Source organism: Adhaeribacter soli (assembly GCF_008727925.1).
In the GTDB taxonomy this organism is placed as follows: domain Bacteria; phylum Bacteroidota; class Bacteroidia; order Cytophagales; family Hymenobacteraceae; genus Adhaeribacter_A; species Adhaeribacter_A soli.
Genome location: NZ_VTWT01000008.1, coordinates 65444 through 90185, shown reverse-complemented (window position 1 = coordinate 90185; position 24742 = coordinate 65444). Strand labels below are relative to the sequence as shown.

Genomic DNA, 24742 nt, shown 5'->3' with positions numbered 1-24742 from the left:
CATACACTATGAAAGTCCTCATCATCGGGTCAGGCGCCCGCGAACACGCCATTGCCTGGAAATTAAGCCAGAGCCAGTACTGCGAAAAGATCTTTGTAGCTCCCGGTAATGCCGGCACCGCCCAGTTTGCTACCAACGTAGATGTTTCCGTAACCGACTTCGAAGAAATTGCCAAATTCGCCACCGATTTCGACATCATGATGGTGGTGGTAGGGCAGGAGGCGGCCCTGGTAGATGGCATTCACGATTATTTCCTGGCCACCGAATACCTGAAAGAAATACTGGTAATAGGGCCCTGCAAAGCCGGCGCGCGCCTGGAAGGCAGCAAAGATTTCTCGAAGAACTTCATGCAGAAATACGGCATTCCTACCGCCAAATCGAGAACCTTTACCGCCGAAAATTTCGACGAAGGCCTGGCTTACCTCGAAACCCAAAGCTTCCCGACCGTACTGAAAGCCGACGGACTGGCAGCCGGCAAAGGCGTGATCATTGCCAAAGATTTGGAAGAAGCCCGCTACCATTTCAAAGACATGCTGCAAAATCAACGGTTCGGCAAAGCCAGCGCGAAAGTAGTAGTAGAAGAATTTATGGAAGGCATCGAGCTTTCAGCCTTTATCCTGACGGACGGCAAAGAGTACGTGCTGCTGCCGGAAGCCAAAGATTACAAGCGCATCGGCGAAGGCGACATCGGCCTGAATACCGGCGGCATGGGCTCCATTTCCCCGGTTTCCTTTGCTGATGAAACCTTCATGAACAAAGTAAAGCAACGCATCATCGAGCCAACCTTACTAGGCTTGCAGGCAGAGAATATTCCGTACACCGGTTTCCTGTTCATCGGCTTAATGAACGTAGGCGGCGATCCGTTCGTGATCGAATACAACGTGCGCCTCGGCGACCCGGAAACCGAATCGATTCTGCCGCGCATTAAATCGGATCTTTTCGAACTTTTCGAAGCCATGCACGACCATACCCTGAGCAGCTTTAAACTGGAAGTAGATCCGCGCACGGCTGCCACCGTAATGCTGGTTGCCGGCGGTTACCCGGAGAATTACGAAAAAGGCAAAGAAATTTCCGGCCTCGATAAAGCGCCGGATGTTCAGGTTTTCCACGCCGGCACCAAACTGACCCACGAGAAAAAAGTAGTGACCGACGGCGGTCGCGTAATTGCCGTAACCGCCCTTGGCGAAAATTTAGAAGATGCCCTGCAAAAAGCCAACAATGCCGCCACCAACATTAAATGGCAAGGCCGCTACTTCCGCAAAGACATCGGCTTCGATTTAATGGCTCTGGAAAAACTAAACCAGCCTACCGCTTAAACTTAGTGATTGAAATTAAAACAGCAAACCCCGGCTTTTCAGTCGGGGTTTGCTGTTTAGGAGTTTTTTTTGGAAAGCGCTATCGTTTTATCCCGTCATTGCATGCAATAACGGTTTAAGCACATTGTGGAGAAATTCCCCCTTCGGAGGCAGGGCCGTTTCATTCTAAAAGTAAAATTGCTTTTTCGGATATATTTATCCGAAAACCACCTGTAGCGGATTTATCAATCCGCGCTTTTGAGTATTTGAGCAGTAAACGCGGATTGATAAATCCGCTTCAGGCAGCTTCTGGATTAAAAAAATCCAGAAGAGCTACTAAAAAAGCAGATTTAGTTTAGAATGAAACGACCCTGCCTTTGGAGGGGGAGGGGGAGGATTTCACTTTATCTGATTTTTTATGAATTGATCAGAAATGCGTAGTCCTCCCCCTTGCCTCCTCCAAAGGGGGACTTGAAATTACTAACCAGAGCTTTCGTAAAGAAAAAATAAAACCCCGGCTTTTCAGTCGGGGTTTTATTTTTAGGCTAAACGCTATCGTTTCGCCAGAAAAAGTCCAGATACCTGATACCTGCTACCAAATAACTGCTACTCAAAATTAGCAATGTGCTTCAAAAGCGCCTTTCAGGTTATCTACAATGCGTACTAAGTCGTTGCCTTCAATGTGGTGACGCTCGATCATGTGCACCAGTTCGCCGTTTTTGAACAGCGCAATAGAAGGCGAAGACGGCGGATAAGGCAGCATGTGCTCACGGGCTTTAGAAACAGCTTCGCCTTCCATGCCGGCAAATACCGTAACCAGTTTAGCCGGTTTTTTATCGGCGGAAGAAACGGCCATTTTCAGGGCCGGACGGGCTTTAGAAGCCGCGCAACCACAAACCGAGTTGATGGCTATCAGCACGGTACCTTCTTTTGAGCCCAGTACGTTTTCTACTTCTTCCGGGGTCATTAATTGCTCGAAACCGGCAGAGGTTAAGTCTTCCCGGATCGGGGCAACCATATATTCAGGATACATTCCCATAATTCTGATATTTAAAAACTGAAAAAATAAGATTCACTACAAATTTACGAAAACCAAGCCGGAAATGCGAATCTGCCAGAAAGACAGCTTTTAGTGATTAGTGAATAATGATTAGTGATTAGTAGTTCAGCTCAGGAGGACAGGTGTATTTAGAGAGGAGCTTATGGTAAAATCTAAAGGAAAAAGTGATGGAGAAATCTCTAAATGCTATCTTTTTCGGCTCAAAAGGAAGTGCTGATATTTCATCCTTTACAAAATGGAAAGCTCCAAAAAGCAAAAAGCCAACCGAAAGGCTGGCTCTTCACAATTCAATAACTTACTAATCACTAATCATTATTCACTAATCACTAATTATAAACTTTCACCATAAAGATAAAGTCCTTCAGTTTCTTTAGCTGCTGCTTGCGCGGACGGCCCGATAGGTTGTTCTGGCGGCTCAAAGATACGCGGGTAGCAGAATCTGATTTTAGCTGGTCGGCCAGGGTCATGAGGTAAGTAGATTTAGTGGCAAAGGCTGCGCCTTGCAGGTCGAGCTGCTTGCCGCTGATCACACCGATCAGGTTGCCTTTGTCGTCGAAAAGCGGACCACCGGAGTTACCCGGGTTCAGCGGAATGGAGATCTGGTAAGCTGCGGTGTCGCCTTCGAAACCTGATTGGGAGCTAAGCGAACCTTCACCGAAAACCATGTCCTCGCGCGGGAAACCCAGCGTGTACACTTTTTCGCCCAGATCGGCAGCGTTTCCGGAAACGGTATAAGGCAAGGTGCCGAAAGAAGTAAAGTTCGGATCGGAAACCTTCAGAATGGCCAGATCGTGCTCGAGGTCTTTGTACACTTCGGTTACTTTGTAGCGGCTGCCGTTCTTGTTTTCGATGTAAACTGAATCGGCATCGTTAATTACGTGGTAGCTGGTTACAAAATAGCCGTTCTCGGTCAGGGCAAAACCGGTGCCGCTGAACGAGCCCGGGTTCACTTCTGCTTTCGGGGCTACTTTCCGGTTGAAGGCCCGGTTTATGGCGCGCTGGTTTTTCTTGATATTTTCTACCTCACGGCGTAGTTCGGTGTAGCGCATGGTTTGTTTGCCCATGGAATTCCAAAGCTGGATGCTGAGCAGGGTACTGAATACGGTTAAAATAGCTACGGAAGCGGCAACGGCAATGGTGGTGGAATGGGCATTCCAGAAGATGCGCCATTTCGGCTGTACCGGCTTGATAGTTTCCAGCTCCGCTTCTGGTGCCTCAAAGCTAAAGGCAGGCTCTGTTGTCATGGCCGCTTTCTCCATTTCGGCGTGAATGGCATTCAGTTTTTTCTTCACCTCGCGACGTTGCCCGTATTGCTGCAAGGCGCTGGTAAGTTCTTCAAATTCGCGGGCTTGCCGGGCCAGCACCGGGTCGAGGCGGAGTCGCGCCTCAAAATCGGCTGCTTCCCGGGCCGGCATTTCCCCGGTCAGGTAGCGTTCTATTAAGGCGATTGCTTCTGTTTCAGTCATGATACTATTCCGTTTCACGGATCGGTTAAGGCGGCGCCTAAAATTCGGCCGGCGCGGCGGTTTTATAGGCAGCGAAGAATAATTTCTTCAGCCGCATTAAACATTTATATTTTTGGTTTTTGGCATTGTCGGCATTTGTATAACCAAATTTCTCCGAAATGTCTTGCATGGAATTGTCTTTTATGTAAAAATCTTCCAGCAGCGTGCGGCAAGGTTCACCCAGCATGTTCATGGCGCGTTCCATTACCGAAAATTTGTGTTCGGTTTCTTCGGGCGTCACCACTTCATCTTCCAGACTGATAAAATCTTCCGAATCGAGGGTGCCGGAAAACCGGTTCTTTTCGGCGAGCTTTTTCAGCCACAGCCGGCGGCAAACCGAGTACAGGTAGGTTTTTATCTGGCAGGTAAGCTCAAGGGTGCCGTCTTTTACTTTTTCGTAAAAAATCAGTACGCCTTCCTGAAAGATGTCCTTTGCTTCGTCGGAGGTGCCGCTGTTGCTGAGAATAAAATGCGAGACCATGGGGTAATGCAACTTATACAGGTAAGCCAGCGCTTTGTCGTCGTCGTTCCGTAAACCGGAAATCAATGCTTCTTCTGTATATTCAACCGCTCTTTGCATGCACGTTTCAGGTGTTAATACTTAATGTTCGGATTTGTAACCCAAAAAAAATATTTTTTTCTGATGGGTTACTTTTTTCCCTTTGCGGAATAAAAGGAGGATTAAAACTAAAACACATTAACCGATAAACAAAATGAAAAATTCTTTCAAACTGGCTTTCGTAGCTCTGGCTTTCGCTGCTTTCACTACTTCTTGCAACAAAGCTGAGAAAACTGCTGAGTCTACAACTGAATCTGTAGAGTCTACTGTTGACGAAGCAACTACTCCGGAAGCCGGTGATACTGCGGTAGTTATGGATAAAGAGGCTGATGCCGTTATCAAAACCGATACTACTGTTCATACAGAAACTAAAACTGAAACGAAATAATTTAGCGTTCCTGATTTTTTTCTTTCTGAAAAGCCCGGCCGCAAGGTTGGGCTTTTTTTGTGGAAAGTGTACCGGTTGATGGATTGGGTTAAAAGTTGCTGGTGAAAACAACATGGTCGTGAGGCTAAGATGTTTTATTGTGATTTTGCCTGTAGAGACGTAATATATTACGTCTTTCACAGCATTGCGACAAATTATCAGATTTTATATCAGGCTTGAACTGCATTATACCTGAACGCCACTATTTGTGCCCCGAATGGAGACGTAATATATTACGTCTCTACATTGGGGCGGAAATTAGCCAGACGACTATTGTGAAAACCCCAACAACAGCATCTTTACATTTAATTTCAGCTCCTTTGGAAAGGAAACTTCAATTGAAAACCATACCGCTGGTGGTTTTCGGCCTCTTCGGAAAGCAAATTTGAAACTGAAACGCCCAGCAAACGCACCGGCAATTGCGGCTCAAAGGGCGTACGTAACAGTTCTTTGGAGATCTGCCAGAGTTGCTCCCCGGATTGAATGTGCGACAAAAAGGTTTTGCTGCGGGTGGTCTGGGTGAAATCGGCGTATTTTATTTTCACGGTTACCGTGCGGCCGGCATTGTTTTTTTCGGTTAAGTATTCGGCTACTTCTTCGGCCAGCGGTTTTAGTTTTTCGTCCATTTCGGCTATCGTTTCCAAGTCTTCGGCATAGGTTCGTTCTGCGCCCACCGATTTCCGGATGCGGTTGGGTTCCACCTGCCGGTCGTCCTGCGCCCGCGCAATGTAATAGTAATACTCCCCCGATTTGCCGAAATTCCGGATCAGTTCTTCCTTGCTGTGCTGTTTCAGATCGTAACCGGTTCTTATTCCCAAACCGTGCATTTTGGCCGCGGTAACCTGCCCGATGCCGTAAAATTTCTCGATCGGAAGGCTTTCTACCAAGGCTTCTGCTTTTTCAGGAGGAATTACGGTAAGGCCGTTGGGTTTTTGCAGTGCGGAAGCCACTTTCGCCAGAAATTTATTAAAGGAAACCCCGGCCGAAGCGGTTAATTGCGTTTCTTCCTGAATGCGGGCTTTAATTTCTTTGGCAATTTGGGTAGCGGAAGCGAGGTTGAATTTGTTTTCCGTCACGTCCAAGTAAGCTTCGTCGAGGGAAAGCGGTTCCACCAGGTCGGTATAGCTTAGGAAAATATTCCGGATCTGCCGCGAAACGGTTTCATATATTTCAAATCGGGTTTTCACAAAGATCAGGTGCGGGCATTTGCGTTTGGCGATGCTGGAAGGCATGGCCGAATGCACGCCGTATTGCCTTGCCTCGTAACTGGCCGCTGCCACCACGCCTCTTGGTCCGGAGCCGCCCACCGCCACCGGTTTGCCGCGTAATTCCGGAAAATCGCGTTGCTCCACCGAAGCAAAAAAAGCGTCCATGTCTATGTGTATGATCTTGCGCAAGCCAGGTTGTTTTTTCAGCTTTAAAGTTACGCATTCAAAATGGTAGTATTTTTTGCTGAAAACTAAAGCGATTGATTTTCAGGTAAACTGATTGCTGCCGTTTTGAGATAGAAGGCAAGCCGCTGTAATTTTATCTGCTGAAAAGGGGAGGAGGGGCTCAGGAAAAAAATGGCCCACGTTTAAAGCAGGTCTTTCAAAACGCCCCAGATATGCTGGGTCAGCATTTTATGGCCTTCGGTATTGGGGTGCACGTGGTCGGATAAATTCAGATGCGGTACACCCACCACACCTTCAAGCAAAAACGGGACAAATGCCAGGTTGTTTTTAAGTGCCAATTGCCGGAAAAGCGCCCGGAATTCTGCTGCATAACGGCCCGGGAAAATATCCGGAATTTCCATTCCCGCCAATACTATTTTCGTTTCCGGATGGTGTTTTTTTACGACATCAATAATTTCCTGCAGGTTCTGGCTCGTTTCCCGTGCCGGAATGCCGCGTAAGCCATCGTTCGCTCCCAGCTCCAGCACAAAAATATCCATCTTCCGGTTCAGCCAGTTATGGATCCGGTATTTTCCTCCCGCCGAAGTTTCCCCGCTTAAACCGGCATTTACCACCTTATATTCCAGGCCGGCTTCGGTTATCTGCTTCTGAATGAGCGCAGGAAACGCATTGCTTTGCCCCACGCCGTGACCAGCCGATAAACTGTCGCCGAAAAATAGTATGGTTTTCATGTTGGAAAGTGATTAGGATTTTATTTAGTTTATACGGTACAAAGTTCGAAATAGGGAGTCTTGTAATTCAATTTTAGAAATATTATACGGAGCCCTGGCTTCAGGTTGTTAACGAAAGGAATGCCTGGTGTGAAAACAGGGCTAAGGTTTAGCAGAAAGTAAGTTGCTAAATATGCACTATTCAGGTTTAAAAGGCCCAGGAACTAATATTTCAAGTGGGTGCCTAAATTATATTCAATTCTGAAGGCCCATCCGCAAGCGAATGGTAATTGCCTGGATAGCCTTATTAGCCTGAAGCAAAAAGATTATGAAGCTGAGGGGTAAATTTTAAAGCTCCTTATTGTGCTTAATAACACTTTGGGTGGCGGTAGATTTTGCGTAGATTTGGAAAAAAAACATCGGTCATGGGCAAAAATATGCAATTAACAACGGCCTTTTTTCAGGTTCTATGTGCTTTTCTTTTATCCATAACTTTAATGAGCTGCGAAAAAGAAACAGTTGAAAAAAACACACCGGAACCGGAAGTTTTAGAAGGAGATGTATTCTTAAGTTCTCAGCAACAAGTAGTTGATTTTGGAGCAAAACGGTATAAAGGTATAACGGGAAACCTGTACATTGGTCCTTTCGATCCGAACGGTAACCTGATTCATAATCAGGTCACCGATATATCGAACCTTAGCCCTCTAAATACCCTGGAATCGGTTGGGAAAGATTTGCAGATTAACTCCAATATCAAATTGAGAGATTTGAACGGACTTAATAATCTAACATCCGTAGGATCTACTTTCTCTATTTCCCGAAATGATTCTCTAAGCAATATAGATTTGGGGCTAAGCAACCTGACTTCGGTAGGCTGGGGTTTAAGCATTTTTATGAATGGGTCGCTTCAGTATTTAAATGGTTTTAATAAGTTAGCTACCATTAAAAAGTTTCTGGATATAACCCAGAATTATAAACTAGCCCAGATAGATGGTTTTAACAACCTCGATTCCATAGGCAGCTTTTTGCAAATTTCAGGAAACGATAAACTTACTAATCTGGATGGTTTCAGGAATTTGACCATTATAAACGAAGACTTCCGGTTGGAAGGGCATTTCCTGCTGCCTGCTATAAATGGATTCAATAAGTTGTCTGCTGTTGGTAAATCGGTTACTATTTCCCAAAACTTTAAACTTGCTAACCTGAATGGGCTGCTTCAGTTTAGCACCGTTGGGGAAAATTTATGGCTTACGTACAACTATGCATTAACAGACATAAGCGGCCTGCAAAACTTAGCTTCCGTTGGTGGTTATTTCTGGATCACCCAAAACGCTGTTCTGCCTGACTTAAATGGACTAAACAACCTCCGCACAGTAGGGGCCCTCAGGATAGAGCACAATCAGGCTATTCAGCACGTAGATGGCTTAAGCCGGCTGAATACTATAAAGGGAGAACTTAGTATTATAAAAAATGATGCTCTTTTAAACTTAAATGGTTTAAATAGCCTCACTTCGGTGCAGGGCTTTATGAGTATTCATTATAATGCGTCCTTATCGGATTTTTGTGGCTTGCGTAACTTTTTTACAAATAGCGTAAGAGGTGCTGGCTACAGCCCTTATAATAATCTTAAGAATCCTACGGAAACCGATATTATTAATGGAAATTGTAATTAAGTAGCAGGATTTAAATAACCGTATAATTTAAAAGGCAAATAGGTTGTCTGATTACCTGATTAATAGTTTTTTACATGTTTTTGGTCCTGATGTTAATGTTCAAGCCTTAATGCCTTTAAACCCAAATTAACGTGAACTCGGGAATTAGAGATCCTTCCGCCTCGGGTTCATGGTAATTTTTTAGCGGAAAAGCAGGTGCATCCTTTAATCCTGTAAATTATAGTTCCGGCAACTAAAGCTTTCGTAAAGTCAGTTACTTACTCTACAATAAACCGCTTTACGCTATACGTTTTTTTGCCGGTAATTTTAGCAAAATATAATCCTGCCGGAACGTTTAGTTGCTGCCTGTATTCAACCTTGCCGGTAAGGGCCGCTTTGTAAACCACTTTGCCGGTTATATCGATCACTTCGAGCTGGTAGGTTTCTCTGGCTGTTTTTCCGGCCGGGAATTTCAGGGTGAAGCTCCCGTTATTGGGGGAGGGGTATAAATCGATACCGGCATCTGCAACCTTGGCAGATCTCATCCCGGAAACAAAAACGTCCAGATCGGTAGCCCAGATGCCGCGGCCAAACGTGGTAATGTAAATCTTATTCAGGCTGGGATTAAATTCGATATCGGAAACAATTACGTTCGGCAGTCCCTGGCTTTGGTTTATCCAGGTGGTGGTGCCGTCCGGTAAAACATAAACGCCAAAATCGGTAGCCAGCACCGTGTAATTTTTGCCCGGGATCCGCTTTACCCGGTTCACGGGCACATTGGCCAGGTTGTAGGAAATATTCTGCCAGCTGGCGCCTCCATTGGTGGTTCTGTAAACTTTCTTCCCGTTCAGAAACCCCGCTATGGTTATATAAGCGGTGTTCGCGTCTGTTTCGTCTGCTTCCATACTGGTATAGTAAACCGAATCCGGTAGCCCGGCAGTAATATCGGTCCAGGTGTTGCCGCCGTTAGAAGTCCGGTAAACAGTGCCTAAAATATTGTATTCCAGCCGGGCTCTTCTTGCTGCATAAACCACATTGTTGTTAGCATGCGAAGCGGCCAGTGCACAAATCTCAGACTGGTTAAAACCTCGCGGGAAATTAGAGATCTTATTCCAGCTTAAGCCTCCGTTGGTTGACTTCATCACGTTTTCGAACCCAACATAAAGCGTACCCGGTTGATTGTAATTGGCAACCAAAGGCGTGGTCCACTCCCCGGTTTCATTATTCGGGTTTAAGGAGGAAGACAAAGGGCTGAGGTTAGGCAGATTGCTTGCGTGCAGGTAAAAATTGCCATACTGCGAAGAACCGATAAGTTCGGAGTTGTTGCCCGGATCGATGTAATTATCCATGCCATCGCCCCCTAAAATGGTGCTCCAGCTGGTTCCGTCGAAGTAAAAGGTAGCGTTATCCTGCGCGCCGGCCACAATTCTGCCGGTAGTATTTTTAGAACTGGAGATACGGTAAAAAGAGGTAATAGCCATACCATTGCTGATATTGGTCCATTGGGTTGGCCACGGAATGCCGCTGTTAGCCTGGTTCCAGTTACCCAGCTGCAGGTTGGTGGTGCGGTATAAACCGCCATCGTTACAAACAAAAACAGCTCCTGTAACCGGTTGTTGCTCTATAAAATGGATATCGCCGTGCAGGGTAGGGCCATAACTGGTAGTCCAGTGGCTAACCGGCGAAAAAGACTGAGCCCCATCGGCAGAGCCCCAGATATTTACCCCGCCGGAAAAAACAAGGTCCCTGTTATTTCTGTCAACCATCAGGGCCAGGTCGTAATTCCCCTGGCCGCCAGTGCCGCTTCCGTTGTAAGCTTCCAGTACATTTACCCCCGGATTAATAATTTGCCAGCTTGTGCCGGCATTGGTGGTTTTATAAATTCCGTGCAAACCGTTATCTGTATCTACGGCTATGGCATACACATAATTAGGGTCGGAAGGCGCTACGGCTAATTTTATGCGCTGCACCGTACCCGTTTGCGGAATATTAGTGGTTAAGGCGGTCCAGGTGGCGCCGAAGTTGGTGGATTTGTAAATTCCCGCTTTTCCGGTATTGCTGTTTTTCACCCAGCCGGTAGCCGCGTATAAGGTATTTGCATTGCCTGGGTCCTGCACCATATCCCAGAATAATTCATTTACTACTCTGGTCCAGGTTAGGCCGGCATCGCCGGAGGTGTACATGCCATTTACGCCGCAGGCAATTACATTATTGCTGTTGGCCGGATTTACCATAATTTTCCGGATCAGCGAAACATCGCCCTGCGTCATTTGAAAACTAAGGCCCGTCGGGTTCCAGGTAGCGCCGCCATCAATCGTTTTATAAACCCCTAAGCCGAAGTGGGTATTGTTCCGCCCGTTTATCTTTAAACCGGAACCAATGTACTCAAAGTCGCAAACGGAAATGTACATGGTTGTGGGGTTCGTCGGATCGATGGCAATGTCGCTGATGCGGGTAATGGGCAGATTATCGGTGAGGGGAGTCCAGCTTTGGCCGTTATTGGTGGTTTTCCAGACGCCGCCCTGCGCCACGCCCACAAAATAGGTACTGGTACTGGTAGGGTGAAAAGCAATGCAATTGATCCGGCCGATGCCGTTCTCCATATAGCCGGTCTGGTTATTAGGAACCGAAGTTGGCCCCACCGGATACCAGGCATTGGCTGAAAAACGCGCATTGCTTCCCCGCATTTTCTCATTTGCCGCCTGAATAGCGCCCTGCACATAAATAGCCGGATCTGCCGGTTCGCCGGTGGCATCGGTGTGCAGGGTCATTTCCATTTCCCAGCGTTTAAAATATTTCCAGTACCTGGTTTTAGATAAATCGGTCTTTTTAGCCCAATCGTTGAACTGGCGCTGCATTTCTTTAAAGGTCAGACCTTTGCCTGGTTCAGGCTTCAGAAAAACCTGGCCCTGAACGCTTAAAGCAGAACAAAAAACGAAAAGCAGCAGGAAATTTCGGGTGTAGTTCATATCCGGATATTTCCCTGAAATAACAACTTTTAGGGAGAAAATGCAAGTTCTTCCAGACGACTCTATAAACGAATAAACAGAACGTACCCCGGCAGTTTTTAGCCTTTAAACCGTAGCGAAATACAAACAAAAAGCCCCGGTGCAAACCGGGGCTTTTTTACTTAAAAAACGATAGCCTTTTCAGGAAAAAACCAGTGCATGACCATGTTGCTTCTTAGAAAGTGGGATTACAAATCCCACGGCTCGGTTAAGACGGGATTACAAAATCCCGTCAAGCAAATGTGCCAAATGCTAATAAGCTTTTTGTTTAAAAACGATAGCCTTTTGGGCTGAAAAACTACCCAATAGCCTGTTCCAGGTCGGCGATCAGGTCTTCGATGTCTTCCACGCCTACGCTTAAGCGGATCAGGGAATCGCTCAGGCCGCCTTTCATGCGCTCTTCGCGCGGAATGCTGGCGTGGGTCATGCTGGCCGGATGGCCGCAAAGCGATTCTACGCCGCCCAGCGATTCGGCCAAAGCAAAGAATTTAAATCTTTCCAGCGTCTGAATGGCATCTTCCATTTTGTCGCCTTTCAGCACAAACGAGATCATGCCGCCGAAATCGCGCATCTGGTTTTTGGCAATAGCATGGTTATGATGGTCTTCGAAGCCCGGCCAGAATACTTTCTCTACTTTCGGATGGTTTTTCAGATACTGGGCAATGGCGCGGCCGTTTTCGCAGTGGCGTTGCATGCGCAGGTGCAGGGTTTTTAAACCGCGCAGCAGCAGGAAGCAGTCCTGCGGACCGGGCGTGCCGCCGCTGGCATTCTGAATAAAGGCTAGCTTTTCGTGCAGTTCGTCGTCTTTTACAATTAAAGCGCCCATTACCACATCCGAGTGACCGCCCATGTATTTGGTAAGCGAGTGCATTACAATGTCGGCGCCCAAGTCGAGCGGCAACTGCAGGTAAGGCGTAGCAAACGTATTATCCACTACCAGTTTCAGGTTATGCTTTCTGGCAATGGCGGCTGCACCTTTAATGTCGATGATGTTCAGGAGCGGGTTGGTCGGGGTTTCCACCCAAAGCAACTTCGTGTTTTCGTTTACATAATTCTCAATGTTGTTAATATCAGCCATTGAAATAAAATGAAACTTAATGCCGTAGTTCTGGAAGATCTTGGTAAAGATCCGGTAGCTGCCGCCGTACAGGTCGTTCGTGGAAATAACCTCATCGCCGGGGCTCAGCATTTTAACTACCGCATCGATAGCTGCCATGCCGCTGGCAAAGCAAAGGCCGTGCTTGCCGTTCTCCAGTGCCGCCAGCGCATTCTGCAGTTGCGTGCGGGTTGGGTTGTGGGTACGCGAATATTCGTAACCTTTGTGATCGCCGGGTGAGCGCTGCACGTAGGTCGAGGTCTGGTAGATCGGCGTCATGATCGCGCCGGTGGTCGGGTCCGGCTCTACGCCGGCGTGTATGGCTTTGGTTCCGAATTTCATGGTTTCGCTATTAAATCAGATTAAAGATGTAAGACAAAAGATAAAAGACTTTCGGGAAAGCGAATTTCCTGATTATTCTCTTTCTGGAGCATTTTTCAGGTACTACTTTCTGGCCTTTCCGTTAAGTTGTTTGCAAGTTAAAAATTTTTACCCGAACATCGTTGCCGGAAAGATTTTAGCTCCCCCTGACTTTTTTTCGTAGAAACTTACCGTTCCGGAATTTGAAAATTTGAAGATGTGGAGATTTGGAAACTAAAAACGAATCTCAAAAGCATTTTCTAATCTTCAAATTTTCAAATCTTCAAATTAACCCCATGGCCCTGAACGCGCTTAAAGAACTTTACCGGGAAAACCGCTCTACGCTGGTTTCGCTGTTTTTGCTGATTGCCGTACCGGTAGTTGCCAGTTCTTTTCTGATTTATTTTTTCTACGAACACCAACAGGCTTTCATGAACCTGCACTTCTGGCAAATGCTGGCTTTTTTCATGGTAGCTTCCTTTACCATGGCCTTTGCCTTAACGCCCACCACCTTCGTAGCGCTTATTTCCGGTTTTTTCCTGGGTTGGGAAGGTTTTCCGGGCGTAGTGGTTTCGTATGGCATTGCGGCATTTATTGGCTACAAGGTGGCGCAGCTTATCGACCACGGCCGGATGACGGCTTTCATAAACCATTTCCCGAAGGCGGCCATTGTAATGGAGGAACTGAAAAACCACAGCTGGGAACTGATCCTGCTTTCGCGCATTTCGCCGGTGCTGCCCTTTGCTTTCATGACCTTTGTGCTATCCATTATAAAAGTGCCCCTGAAGAAGTTTCTGATTGCCAGCATGGCCGGCATGCTGCCGCGCACGCTGTTCTTTTTCTGGGTAGGCACCCAGGCCAGCGACTTGCTGCATCTACTGCAGGACCCGAACGAAGGCGTTTTCGGCAAGGTGCTGCTCATCGGCCTTGTTGTCGTTTCTCTTTTTGGCCTCTATTATTTGCTCAATAATGCCATTAAAAAGGCTTTGAAACGCAGTTCTGATAAAAATCGTAAAAATATTTAAGCGAAGACTTGACAGTAATTAAAATTCTTCGCACCTTTGCATCGCAATACAACGCAATGGTCACGTAGCTCAACTGGATAGAGCATCTGACTACGAATCAGAAGGTTTGGGGTTCGACTCCCTACGCGACCACAACTAGTAGTTAATAGCCCCTAAGAATCAACATCTTAGGGGCTTTTTTCATTTACAGGTAAAACATTGGTAAAACATTTAACTAACTACTAGTTTTTTGGAGCAAATCCATTACCAGTTCTCTCTTGATCTGGATTGCCCATTGAACCAGTAAAAGTAATGGACGTAGGTAAAGCCTTCACAATTTTTCCATCAGCAGCTTCGATCAACCCTAATATTCTATGAGTGGTATTGCCTTTCGAAGAAGGCTCATTGAACTCTTTAAACCACCTATGGAAATATCCGTGTTCACTAGAAGCATCTTCTCTAAAGTACCCTCCCGCATTGTTCTTAAGTAATTTCTTAAAGGTAACTTTTCTTAACTCTTTCATCTTTCTTTTATAATAATTGAAACACAAGCCAATATAATTTCTAATATACTTTATTTGAAGATATAGTACTAAAACAAAACATTAAACTCTAATAGGTACTGGCCAGGTCATTTTAAAAGAAAGAATGTGTGTTTGTTTTTATTTTACAGAATACCCTAATTAATTAGGGTACATCTCACATTCCAACATGTTATTAGTGTGGCTTTTATAAAGTTCAATCACCATTTTCAAGTATGGCCAAGTATACTGCCCATTAATAATTAACTTTTCTTTAGATATCCCTGCAAATTCCTGCTTCAATACAGGTATACCTTCACCAAGTATTACCCAATCAGCTATATCTGGAAATGCCATATAGAACCATTCCGGATAACCTTCTTCTCTAATATTAGGCACCTCCGTGAAAAACAGTAAAGTAGGAGAAACTTTTTTCTCATCCAAGGAATACCGAGTTTGTATTGAAGCAGTATAGTACTCTTTGTTGTAGATGAACTTAAAGTAGCTGATCCTATAAGGCAGGAGAAAATGTTCTATAAATACTTTCCAGGTCTCGTCTGTATCTTTATTAGAAAGCATATTTCTATAAAGTTCTATATTATCTTTCATGAGTTCATTTATATCAACTCTATCTGATTTTACCAGGTAATCAGCGTTGTTTAGATTTAATGTCATAGTTTTTAAAGTTAGGTTAACTTCAGTTTAAAATATTAATATCTCGTAGTTTGAGAATAATTTATTACCACCTGCATTTGATTAATAAGGCAATCCTCCCATACCTGGCAATTGCTTCTGCCCTAATTCTTTATAATGATTAGATTCAGACGAATTACCTTGTAAGTGAAGCAAATACCCATAATAGTAATTCATCATCGAATATAGACAGCTTAAAGTCGGTAGATCTTCAAATTCATACTCTACTATAGAAGTATCTTTGCTTATGCGTATTGCATTTTCAAGATAAACCTTAGACTTTAAATACTTACCTGTACTTAACAAGATCTTCTCATCATAGCCAGCTTCTATTAGATCAAGAACAGCCAACACGCCAAGATTTACATTTGCAAATAAGGTTTGCCTGTTTCTCTTTATCAGTTGATCACACAAGTAACTAATCTTTGCATTTGCATCTTTATCTGACTTTAGGTGTGAAACCACCTTGCTACATTGGGTCATGGTGGCTGTACCTTCTTCCATTTTTCGTTGATACTTTTTAATATTCATCTTGTCTAGTAAAGACAAACCTGCATAGTTCAAGAGACCTTGAAGGCCTCCAATTAATAATGATTCCATAGATATCTTGATTTAAGTGATTATTTGTGGCTAAACTCAAATATAATATTATTTCATATAAGATGTTTTTTATGTGATGTTGTTTTTATGGAGTAACATTTATGATGCTTTACTTCCAACTTTCGCTTATGAATGGCGAAGAAGTAACATTAAAGGCAATCGGCAGGAAACTAAAAGAATTACGAATCCAGAAAGGATATAGTAGCTATGAAGCTTTTGCAGTAGCACATGATTTAGGAAGGGTGCAATACTGGAGATTAGAAAGAGGTGAAGCTAATTTTACAATTCGCACCTTACTCAATGTACTGGAGATTCACAATATGACATTGAAAGATTTTTTCTCAGAAGGTATCTAATAATAGAACACCCCTGGCTTTAAAGTAATCAGTTTAAAAGAAATCAGAAGCTTTAAAGGCTATAAGAGCTATTAAGACTTTGTTCTTGACCATAGGAGTGCGATAATGCACTAATGGAGGTTGCGGACATGAAAAACTGAACTTTCAATAAAGACATAATAGAAGGTGATTCCTATACTTGGGTTCTTTCCGGAAGGGATTAAACAGAAAAGGCACCAATTACTTGATGCCTTTAATTAGTTATGATTTTATAAGATAACCCAACCTACCAGAAAAGATTAAGTTTGGTCAATCTAATAGTCATAGCCTGCTGACTTACATTGAAAACTTTAGCTAATTCCTTTATAGCAGTTTCATCAATAGAATCAATATGCCTATCATTGATTTCCTTATAAATAAGGTATTCGGGCATTAAAATGGAAGCTGCAAAGTTATTTGCTTCCCTTTCCCTTTTAATCTCCCCGGTAGAAGACGCATGATTCCTAAATAAAACCTTCTCTTTATCTACAAACAACTCTGCTTGAGAACGATGCATTATAAAATGTCCTAGCTCATGTGCAATGGTAAATCTTTGTCTTACAACGTGCTCAGAAGGATTATAACCGATAACGCTTTTATCTTTATCAACTACCAGAACTCCTGACACACCATCGCCTAGATCATAAGGCTTAATGGTCACTCCCTTTTTTATAGCGATATTAACTATATCTATAGGTGCCTTAGTAACATTTAAGTCTTTAAGAATTGAAGTAGTAAGATTTTCTATACTCTTAGACATTCTTAATTAGCTGTTAAACTTTCAACTATAAATGATCTTAACTTATTAACTGATTCTGGAGATTCTTTAAATTCCTTTTCAGCAATCCCCTTTATCATACTTTCCATAGATGGCGAAATGAGTGTCTCCTCCTGAGATTCTATTAGGTCCACCTTTATAATCAAGTCATCAAAAGTCACTCCAAGTATTTTAGTCATTCTATTGATAAGAAAGAAACTTGGGTTCTGTCTCCCCTTTTCAATATTAACTACAGAAGCTCTTGACAGTCCAAGTAATTGGGCAAATGATTCCTGTTTCAAATTAGACTTTTCTCTTAGAGCCTTTATTCGTAGGCCTAAGTTGGTATAAAACTCTTTTTCCTCTTCCATCTTCCCACAAATTTATCCACAAAAAGGAATATTTATCCACAAATGTACAGATAAATGTTTACAAACGCAAACTGTTTGTATTACAAACATTAAATTTTGTTTACAACACTTGACATTTCAAAAATAGCTATTATATTTGCGTGTACTTTAAAAAGAAAATTTATGACTAAAGGGAAAAATCAGCATGTAGTTAAGCATCCTAATGGCTGGGCTATTAAGGGAGCTGGTAATGAAAAAGCGACTAAAGTGACTCATACTCAAGAGCAAGCAGTAAGAGTTGCTAAGGGAATTGCTTCAAATCAACAATCAGAATTATTTATTCACGGAAGAAATGGTAGAATTCGCGAAAGAAACTCTTTTGGAAATGACCCTTTCCCACCTAAAGACAAAAATTAAAATGAATCAAGAATTAAGAAAAGTATTTGAGCTAGGGTTAAAACCCGGAGACACCATAGTAACCCCTAAGAGTGAATTCAATTTGGTTCAACATCATGCCTTATATATAGGCAGTGATGATTATGGATCGCATTATATTACCGAGAATATTATTGGTAAGGGCGTAAGTCTTACAAGGCTTTCGAGCTTCTTTGCAAATCGGCCTAAGGTGACACGAATAAATAGATTAAAAGCAACTGCTTACCAAAGGAGAAGAGTAGTAGAAATGGCATTATCTAAGGTTGGTAAGCCATATGATCTAATTAATTACAATTGCGAGCATTTTGTAACTGAAGTAACAACTAACAGACCAATCAGCAAACAAGTGTCCGCTACCATAGGAGTTGTTGGACTAGGTTTATTATTCGGATTTCTAATCAAAAACTAAAGACATGTCAAACCCAAAATTTACAATCTTCAGAGGCATTAACAATCAGTTTTATTTCCGATTGACCTCTATAAACGGAGAAATCATATTAAGTAGTGAAGGTTATACTAGTAATCAGTCATGCAGAGTTGGTATAATGTCTGTAAAAACAAATGCACCACATGACTCTAGATATGACCGAAAGTTATCTGGCTTCAGCTACACTTTTAACTTGAAAGGCTCAAATGGAGAAATCATAGGAAGAAGTGAATCTTATACGACAATGGCTGCAAGAGAAAACGGCATTTCTGCAGTTAAGAGAGATGCTCCATTAGCTCCTATTTACGAACAGAACTAGTACCAGAATTAATTGTCCTAATAAATATTGTCTAAAATGGAACATGAAGAGTTAAGGTTTGCGATAGCAAGGTTTGATCACTACTATGACTCTGTCAATAATAAAGGGCAGTTTTATCTGGGTATGAATACGTTTTTACTAAGTGCTTATGGTGCTTGCTTTATAGTAATTCGTGAAAAAGAAATACTTAGCAACCCTGGAATCAAGCTTTATTTAATCGTTTTATCAATTATTTGTTTTCTATCTATAAGTGTTACTCTATTCTCTATTCTGCCTTATCTAGGGTCATCTAACCTAACTAGTGGTAAGTCATATATTTATTATCAAGACATTGCATCTATCAGTTTGAGTGAATATAAACTAAATATCCATAGTGCAAACAAAGAAAAGGTACTTGATGATTTAATAATACAATCACATTCTCTAGCACTTGGACTTAAATTTAAATTTAAGTGCCTTAAATGGGCAGGAATCCTCATTTTCTTAGAATTTATCATAATACCTTTCTTCTTCTATAATCTACTTCAGATTTTATAATATGGACTTTTATAATACCTATACTGAAACTATCCGTCAAGCTCTAAATAAAGAGAAAATCACGAAAGGATTCAGTAACTTTTCTGGGTTTGAACGAGGAATAACTGCTCAAGAAAATAGTTTAACTCTAAATGAATCATTATCATTTGAGCCTTCTCCTAAACTTAAGCAATTAGCTGAGTTAATGCGAATTCCTACAATGAAGAATTCTGCTTTAGGAGAACACCCTGACTTTAATCATCTTAAAGGAACAGGAGATAAGGAAATGCACTATATTACTTCTGCTTTTATTGATATTAAAGGGTCAACCAACCTTCACAAAAAGCATGACCTATCTACTATTTATACAATCACAAACACAATTCAAAGAGCAGCTATAGATACTTGTAAAATCTTTGGTGGCTATATTCAAAGATTACAAGGAGATGGTGTATTTGTATATTTCGGCGGTAAAGGTGTTGATAAGAACTCATCTGTTAAATGGGCAATTACAGCTACCAGTTTCTTTACTTACTTTGTCAAGAATGATTTAAAATTGCTTTTTGAGGCTGAAGGGATTGAAAATATTAATACTAGAATAGGTATAGATTATGGAGATGACGATGATGTTATGTGGGCTAGCTTTGGTCCTTCTAACTGCTGTGAAATAACTACTAATAGCCTTCACACCAGCTTGGCAAGTAAAATGCAAGCTCATGCAACTGCTAATGGAATTGTAGTCGGTGATCATGTTAAACAACGCTTAAGCTGCCCCGATGTTTTATTCGATTTAGTAAGAAACAGTAAAGGAGAAGTAGAGCATAGATACATCTATAGAGATGATAATAAAGGTTTCTTATACACTCAATATGCCTTTGACTGGTTTAATTATCTAAAAGGGCTTGAATTCATTAAAGAAAATACCTTTGGAAAACTATATAATCTGTCTCCTAAAGAATTAGAACAACATCGGTTTAACCTACTAACTCAAAGTGCTAATTTGATTAATTCTGGAAATGCAAGAACTGATGCAACCGGGAATATTTCATTAGTAACAGGACTTCCTAATCAACCCCATAGATTTCACTATGAAGATAAAATGGCCTATAAGAAGCTTTAATAAATATGCATTCTTAACTTATCAAAAACGATTAATCGAACAACATTACAACTTCCTGACTTGCTCAATTCAAGATAACGTCTTATCATGTTTAGGCTGGGTTCAACCTTCTGGTTGTAAAGATAAGTATAAGGTCAAAATTGAGTATGTGACTGGTTTTGAGCCTCGTTCCACTATTTTATTCCCCAAAATTGATCCATGTAAAGAAATCCACATGTATAATGACCATAGCTTATGCTTACATTATCCTAAGGATATGCCTTGGAATGAAAGAATTAAAGTTGCGTATTATACTATCCCTTGGGTTATAGAATGGGTTATATTTTATGAGCTTTATTTAATCAATGGTAATGAATGGAAAGGCAGAGAATCACCTACACATTTTAAAGAGTCAGAGAAAAACATTAACAAGGATAAAGGATTATAGTATTATCTGTTTTAGCAGAAGCTAGGTTAATCTGTTAAATGATTTAAAAGTAGTTTGTGGTCTAAGCTTCTATAAATCTACAATTCTCTTAACAATTCTAATAAATAACCTACCATTGCAATTTTATGGGTTACTTTATAAACATTTAATACTTCCCGAGCTTCCTTTACAAAGAATATTGTTATGCCAGATACTCTTAAATATAGTATGGCCTATTAAATAAATTCTTCAGCACCTAGAATTAATATTGATCTTACTAGTCAATAGTTTTAGATTTGAGTCACTACATTGGCGGCTTGTTGCATGAATTTCACAATTCCATTGAGTTTGAACTAGGATGTTCTTAATTTTTCAAATCACCGCACCATATCAGAACTAACTATCCATCGTTAAAGCTGGCAAATAAGCCAATACTACAAACTATTTCCGTACTTATCCAACCAACTAATAGCCTCTCTATAATTTGGATAATAAGATTTTAGCAGTACCCAAAATTTATTAGTGTGGCTCATAATCACTGTATGAACTAATTCATGAACAATCAGATAATCTATTACAAAAAGAGGCGCCTTAATTATTCTCCAATTGTAGGAGATATTTTTATTTGAAGAACAATTACCCCATTTGGTTCTCTGGCTTCTAATAAATATTTGATTATAAGTGAATCCAAGCTTTTCAGCTAACTCTTCAGTTCTAAGAATCAAATGTCTTCTAGCAATGCCCTTATACCAATTCAATTGCGTCGAATCTTCCAATAAATTCTTATTGCTACGGATGCTCAAGTGGTCATGATCAATTAAAACTTTATGTACTGCACTATCATAAAAATAGCTGTACCTGTTTCCATAAAGTAAGATTTGATTCCGTTGGAGCTTAATTTGCGACTTTTCATTGAAGTATCTGAGATTCTTTTCAATCCAGTGCTTCTTCTTGCTCAGCAATGCATTAAGATCTTCTTGGTTAAAAGAATTCGGAAGGATCACCCTAACTTTACCATCCTCACTTACGCGAAGGCGCGCGTGTTTTACGTCTTTACGAATTAAAATATGATTTGCGGGAAGCTCCACTATTAGTCGATTCTATAATACTTTGCTATTGCTTTCATAATAGACTCCATCAATTCTTTTTCTTCATCTATTCCCAAAGCCAGATACTTATCTGATGCAGCAAATACTCCAACACTAACTTGAAGTCGGTCTAATTCCTTTGGTATATCCTGCCAACCAATATAAATCCTTTTATTAACTACTTTGTCAATTACTTCAATTGCAAAACCTCTCGCTAATTGTTCATTTAATACTCCATTAGCTCTATTTTTGATGTGAGTAAATATCTCAAAGCTCCCTTTATCGGGAAAGCCCATTTTCTGGGGTAGAGTGGACACTTCTTCCAATTCGGAATATAAAGAACTTAAGCTAGTTAATATAAGCTCTATTGTTTTACTATTTTCTTGCTTTTGCCTTATCAGATCATCTAATCGATTTTGAAACTCTACATAAATAGCACTATTTGCTTCATTACGTCTAATTACTGTTTCAATATCCCTAATAATTTTCTCAGCTTTGTCTGCCGGATCTAACTTAGTTTCTTTGAGCTTATTTAAATAGTTGGAATCTATAGTTATTTCCGGAAGATGCCCTTTGAAGTTAATAAGCGTAGCACTTTCCTGGATAAGTTTTCTTGTTTTAGCGGCATATATTTCAGCATCAAAATCTAATCTTTTAAACTCTTCCAGGTAGATTTCATAAATTTCATTTAACCACAGATATTTTAATCTTTGATCCCGAAGCTTGGGATGTGGTGAAATTGCTTCCCAAAGCTGCACTACTTCTTTGTAACATTCCTCAAACTTACCTTGATCTAGCTCAGAAAGTTTACGAACTATTGCAATCGAGCATTCATAAGAATCCTCGAGATTTATCTCTGTAAAGGGTTCGAATGCTTTATCGAGTATTGCTGGAAACTGCTCTACAAGGCTTTCTATATCTTCAAATCCACCTATGTCTTCAGGGTCGTAGTTTAGGGCAGCTTCATAGTCTTCGAAAATACCAACATAATCTACCACACGCCCAAATTGCTTAGACAACTTGGTTACTTTATCATCATAAGGTCTGTTTGTTCTTGCAACGGCCTGTAGGAGATTATGGTCACGAATAGGACTATCTAAATACATTGTTTGCTCAACTGGAGCATCAAACCCAGTAAGTAGCATATTACAAACAATAAAGATTTTAAGGTTATTCCCCAGCTTGAGTTCTTCTTCTGTAATGCGTTTTCTAAACCTTCTTATAAGGCGTTTGCGTTCTACATCTGATTTGTAATGATCTTTGAAGAGCTCATAACGAGCAGAATCTTCATAATTTCCTTCGGAGAATATAATCTCCATCTCAGAACGGTCAAAATAATTTAGCAACTCGTTAAAGTAGAGAACGCAGGCTTCTTTATCACATGCAACTATTTGTGCCTTGTATCCCTGTGGCTCAACATTCTCACGAAAATCTACTGCAATCACTTTTGCTAAAGTTGAGACTCTATCAGGATGTTTTAGAAACACTTTCCATGGTTGAACTCGCTTCTCTACCTTCCGTTTTTCGTCTTCTGTCAAATCAATCGTAATCTCCTCATATCCTTGTTTGAGATTTTCCTTATCTAAAAACCACTCCTGTGGTCCAAAAGTATAGCGAACTGGTTTAGTCGCGCCATCATCAATAGCATCTTGAATACCGTATTTATCCAGATAGTATTCATGTTTATCTTCTTTCTTCTTTACACCAAATTCCTGATGAGTTTTAGGAATTGGTGTACCAGTAAAGGCAAAACGCCTGGCATTAGGTAGCACATTTTGCAACTCTATTTGGAAATCTCCATATTGGGTTCTATGTGCTTCATCAATAAGAATGATGACATTTTCTCTTTTATCCTCCCGATTTCCTAATTCTCTGAATTTTTGAATAGTAGTGATAAATACACCGGCGGGAGCTGTATCAATGATGTTCTTAAGGTCACCAATATTATTCACTGGTCTCGAGTTAGGAAATTCACAATTGTCAAATGTGCCTCCGATTTGCTCTTTTAAATCTTTCCGGTCAACTACAATGTAAACAGTAGGATCATTGAGTTTCTTATCCTGACGCAATTTATACGCTGTATAAAGCATTGTGAGACTCTTTCCTGAGCCTTGTGTATGCCATATTACCCCTTGTCTCAGATCCGAATTGGCTACTCTTTCGGCAATTTTATTAGCCGCTATAAGCTGTTGGTAACGAGCGACTTTCTTTATTACTTTCCCATCTTCCCGCTCGAAAACCAAAAAATATCTAAGAATATCCAATACTCTTGCTGGTTGCAACAAGCCTACAATTCCAAGTTTCATTCTCTCCAGCACTTCCCCATTGGGAAGCTTATCTATTTTAAAATGATAATAGCTGTCATCTTCGTTCAAGTAGTGCTTCACCAGATCATTCCAAGGATCAAGAATGGGGTTATCCTGGGTAGTATCTATTATAGTGCTTTTCCATTCATTAAAATATGAAGAAGATGCCCCTGGAATCCCATACTTGGTAATTCGGCCATTGCAAGCTACGCCAAAAGCATGGGCCATAAAGAATTTATCTGAACGTTGCTCGTAAGTGGAGAACTGGCGAACACCCTCCAACCAGTTTGTTCCCTTGCGAGCTCGTTGTTTAGCTTCAATTGGTACCAATGGAACGCCATTAACCAATAAAACTATATCGGTTTTTACCATTTTATACCCTTGCACCCAGTATTGATTAGTAACAATGAAATCATTTTCCCAGATGTTATCAAAATTGATAAAATGTATATCCAGATCTTCACCATCAACGGATAGGGTTATGTGGGAGGCTAGTTTCTCAAGAAATTCTTCATTTCCCAAGATGGGCGAAGGGTTATTTAAATGTTGAGTTAGTTGCTCAACTGCAACTTTAGCAACCTCAGTTGATATACTATTAAATTTAGCAGTCTTCTCAATTAGGATTTGATCCAATATTGGATTTGAAAATTGACGGCTATAGATTTTTAGTTCTTCATTGCTCCTATAGACCCAGCCCATTTTGCTGAGCCATTGTGTTACAGGCTTTTCGACTCCTTTGAGTTCTGATAGATTTCCCACT

25 protein-coding genes and 1 tRNA gene are annotated in these 24742 nt (G+C 41.5%); 12 read left to right on the top strand and 14 right to left on the bottom strand.

From position 1 onward, the window contains the following. The first annotated feature begins 8 nt into the window (after positions 1-8). Positions 9-1316, top strand: coding sequence for a phosphoribosylamine--glycine ligase (purD, locus tag F0P94_RS14860; protein WP_150904693.1), 1308 nt, complete (start codon positions 9-11; stop codon positions 1314-1316). Positions 1317-1911: 595 nt separating this feature from the next. On the opposite strand, the gene F0P94_RS14855 is transcribed toward purD, so the two are convergent. From F0P94_RS14855 to F0P94_RS14845, 3 genes are all read right to left on the bottom strand, one after another. Further along, positions 1912-2328 (bottom strand): BrxA/BrxB family bacilliredoxin, encoded by a 417-nt coding sequence (locus F0P94_RS14855; RefSeq protein WP_150904785.1) that lies wholly within the window; start codon positions 2326-2328, stop codon positions 1912-1914. 353 nt (positions 2329-2681) lie between these two features. After that, a complete protein-coding gene (locus F0P94_RS14850; RefSeq protein ID WP_150904692.1) occupies positions 2682-3821 on the bottom strand; it encodes a S1 family peptidase in 1140 nt (379 codons plus the stop codon). A gap of 37 nt (positions 3822-3858) precedes the next feature. Next, complete coding sequence (locus tag F0P94_RS14845; protein WP_150904691.1) at positions 3859-4440, bottom strand: RNA polymerase sigma factor; 582 nt, start codon at positions 4438-4440, stop codon at positions 3859-3861. A gap of 133 nt (positions 4441-4573) precedes the next feature. On the opposite strand from F0P94_RS14845, the gene F0P94_RS14840 reads away from it, so the two are divergent. Continuing rightward, the gene (locus tag F0P94_RS14840; RefSeq protein ID WP_150904690.1) at positions 4574-4807 is read left to right on the top strand and encodes a hypothetical protein; all 234 of its coding nucleotides are present in this window, start codon (positions 4574-4576) and stop codon (positions 4805-4807) included. Between the two features lie 350 nt (positions 4808-5157). Here F0P94_RS14840 and dinB read toward each other — a convergent pair whose 3' ends face one another. After that, positions 5158-6243 (bottom strand): DNA polymerase IV, encoded by a 1086-nt coding sequence (gene dinB / locus F0P94_RS14835; RefSeq protein WP_150904689.1) that lies wholly within the window; start codon positions 6241-6243, stop codon positions 5158-5160. Positions 6244-6422: 179 nt separating this feature from the next. After that, complete coding sequence (locus F0P94_RS14830; protein ID WP_150904688.1) at positions 6423-6971, bottom strand: arylesterase; 549 nt, start codon at positions 6969-6971, stop codon at positions 6423-6425. Positions 6972-7375: 404 nt separating this feature from the next. Here F0P94_RS14830 and F0P94_RS14825 point away from each other — a divergent pair, with 404 nt between their 5' ends. Beyond that, positions 7376-8623 carry a hypothetical protein gene (locus tag F0P94_RS14825; RefSeq protein ID WP_150904687.1) on the top strand — a complete coding sequence of 416 codons (1248 nt, stop codon included), beginning with the start codon at positions 7376-7378 and terminating at the stop codon, positions 8621-8623. 257 nt (positions 8624-8880) lie between these two features. On the opposite strand, the gene F0P94_RS14820 is transcribed toward F0P94_RS14825, so the two are convergent. After that, the gene (locus F0P94_RS14820; RefSeq protein WP_150904686.1) at positions 8881-11571 is read right to left on the bottom strand and encodes a T9SS type A sorting domain-containing protein; all 2691 of its coding nucleotides are present in this window, start codon (positions 11569-11571) and stop codon (positions 8881-8883) included. Between the two features lie 337 nt (positions 11572-11908). Then, the gene (locus F0P94_RS14815; RefSeq protein WP_150904685.1) at positions 11909-13048 is read right to left on the bottom strand and encodes a cystathionine gamma-synthase; all 1140 of its coding nucleotides are present in this window, start codon (positions 13046-13048) and stop codon (positions 11909-11911) included. A gap of 314 nt (positions 13049-13362) precedes the next feature. Between F0P94_RS14815 and F0P94_RS14810 the strand changes: the two genes are divergently transcribed. Both F0P94_RS14810 and F0P94_RS14805 read left to right on the top strand, forming a co-directional pair. Next, positions 13363-14091 (top strand): TVP38/TMEM64 family protein, encoded by a 729-nt coding sequence (locus F0P94_RS14810; RefSeq protein WP_150904684.1) that lies wholly within the window; start codon positions 13363-13365, stop codon positions 14089-14091. Between the two features lie 58 nt (positions 14092-14149). Next, a tRNA-Arg gene (locus F0P94_RS14805) sits at positions 14150-14223 on the top strand. An 89-nt stretch (positions 14224-14312) separates the two neighbouring features. On the opposite strand, the gene F0P94_RS14800 is transcribed toward F0P94_RS14805, so the two are convergent. The 3 genes from F0P94_RS14800 to F0P94_RS14790 form a co-directional block, all read right to left on the bottom strand. Further along, entirely contained in the window at positions 14313-14594 is a 282-nt protein-coding gene (locus F0P94_RS14800) for a hypothetical protein (RefSeq protein ID WP_150904683.1), read from the bottom strand. 159 nt (positions 14595-14753) lie between these two features. Further along, entirely contained in the window at positions 14754-15266 is a 513-nt protein-coding gene (locus tag F0P94_RS14795; protein WP_150904682.1) for a hypothetical protein, read from the bottom strand. Positions 15267-15347: 81 nt separating this feature from the next. Next, complete coding sequence (locus tag F0P94_RS14790) at positions 15348-15884, bottom strand: amidohydrolase family protein (RefSeq protein WP_150904681.1); 537 nt, start codon at positions 15882-15884, stop codon at positions 15348-15350. Between the two features lie 128 nt (positions 15885-16012). On the opposite strand from F0P94_RS14790, the gene F0P94_RS14785 reads away from it, so the two are divergent. Then, positions 16013-16240, top strand: coding sequence for a helix-turn-helix domain-containing protein (locus F0P94_RS14785; RefSeq protein WP_150904680.1), 228 nt, complete (start codon positions 16013-16015; stop codon positions 16238-16240). A gap of 265 nt (positions 16241-16505) precedes the next feature. Here the strand turns inward: F0P94_RS14785 and F0P94_RS14780 are convergent, their stop codons facing one another. Together F0P94_RS14780 and F0P94_RS14775 are read right to left on the bottom strand one after the other, a co-directional pair. After that, positions 16506-17018, bottom strand: a complete 513-nt coding sequence (locus F0P94_RS14780) for an ImmA/IrrE family metallo-endopeptidase (RefSeq protein WP_150904679.1) — start codon at positions 17016-17018, stop codon at positions 16506-16508. A 2-nt stretch (positions 17019-17020) separates the two neighbouring features. After that, complete coding sequence (locus F0P94_RS14775; RefSeq protein WP_150904678.1) at positions 17021-17386, bottom strand: helix-turn-helix domain-containing protein; 366 nt, start codon at positions 17384-17386, stop codon at positions 17021-17023. Positions 17387-17482: 96 nt separating this feature from the next. Between F0P94_RS14775 and F0P94_RS14770 the strand changes: the two genes are divergently transcribed. The 6 genes from F0P94_RS14770 to F0P94_RS14745 are packed head-to-tail and all read left to right on the top strand — an operon-like array spanning position 17483 to position 20609. Continuing rightward, on the top strand, positions 17483-17782 hold the full coding sequence (locus tag F0P94_RS14770) for a DUF2188 domain-containing protein (protein ID WP_225307237.1): 300 nt from the start codon (positions 17483-17485) through the stop codon (positions 17780-17782). Position 17783: 1 nt separating this feature from the next. Then, positions 17784-18209 carry a lecithin retinol acyltransferase family protein gene (locus F0P94_RS14765; RefSeq protein WP_191907056.1) on the top strand — a complete coding sequence of 142 codons (426 nt, stop codon included), beginning with the start codon at positions 17784-17786 and terminating at the stop codon, positions 18207-18209. Positions 18210-18213: 4 nt separating this feature from the next. After that, the gene (locus F0P94_RS14760; RefSeq protein WP_150904676.1) at positions 18214-18546 is read left to right on the top strand and encodes a YegP family protein; all 333 of its coding nucleotides are present in this window, start codon (positions 18214-18216) and stop codon (positions 18544-18546) included. A 36-nt stretch (positions 18547-18582) separates the two neighbouring features. Beyond that, positions 18583-19083, top strand: a complete 501-nt coding sequence (locus tag F0P94_RS14755) for a Pycsar system effector family protein (protein WP_150904675.1) — start codon at positions 18583-18585, stop codon at positions 19081-19083. Position 19084: 1 nt separating this feature from the next. Continuing rightward, positions 19085-20182, top strand: a complete 1098-nt coding sequence (locus F0P94_RS14750) for an adenylate/guanylate cyclase domain-containing protein (RefSeq protein WP_150904674.1) — start codon at positions 19085-19087, stop codon at positions 20180-20182. After that, positions 20151-20609: a hypothetical protein gene (locus F0P94_RS14745; protein WP_150904673.1), complete on the top strand. Its 459-nt coding sequence runs from the start codon at positions 20151-20153 to the stop codon at positions 20607-20609. Before F0P94_RS14750 ends, F0P94_RS14745 begins: the two co-directional genes overlap by 32 nt. Before the next feature lie 413 nt (positions 20610-21022). Here F0P94_RS14745 and F0P94_RS14740 read toward each other — a convergent pair whose 3' ends face one another. Together F0P94_RS14740 and F0P94_RS14735 are read right to left on the bottom strand one after the other, a co-directional pair. Continuing rightward, positions 21023-21676, bottom strand: coding sequence for a M48 family metallopeptidase (locus F0P94_RS14740; RefSeq protein WP_150904672.1), 654 nt, complete (start codon positions 21674-21676; stop codon positions 21023-21025). A 2-nt stretch (positions 21677-21678) separates the two neighbouring features. After that, positions 21679-24741, bottom strand: a complete 3063-nt coding sequence (locus F0P94_RS14735; RefSeq protein WP_150904671.1) for a type I restriction endonuclease subunit R — start codon at positions 24739-24741, stop codon at positions 21679-21681. Position 24742: the final 1 nt, after the last annotated feature.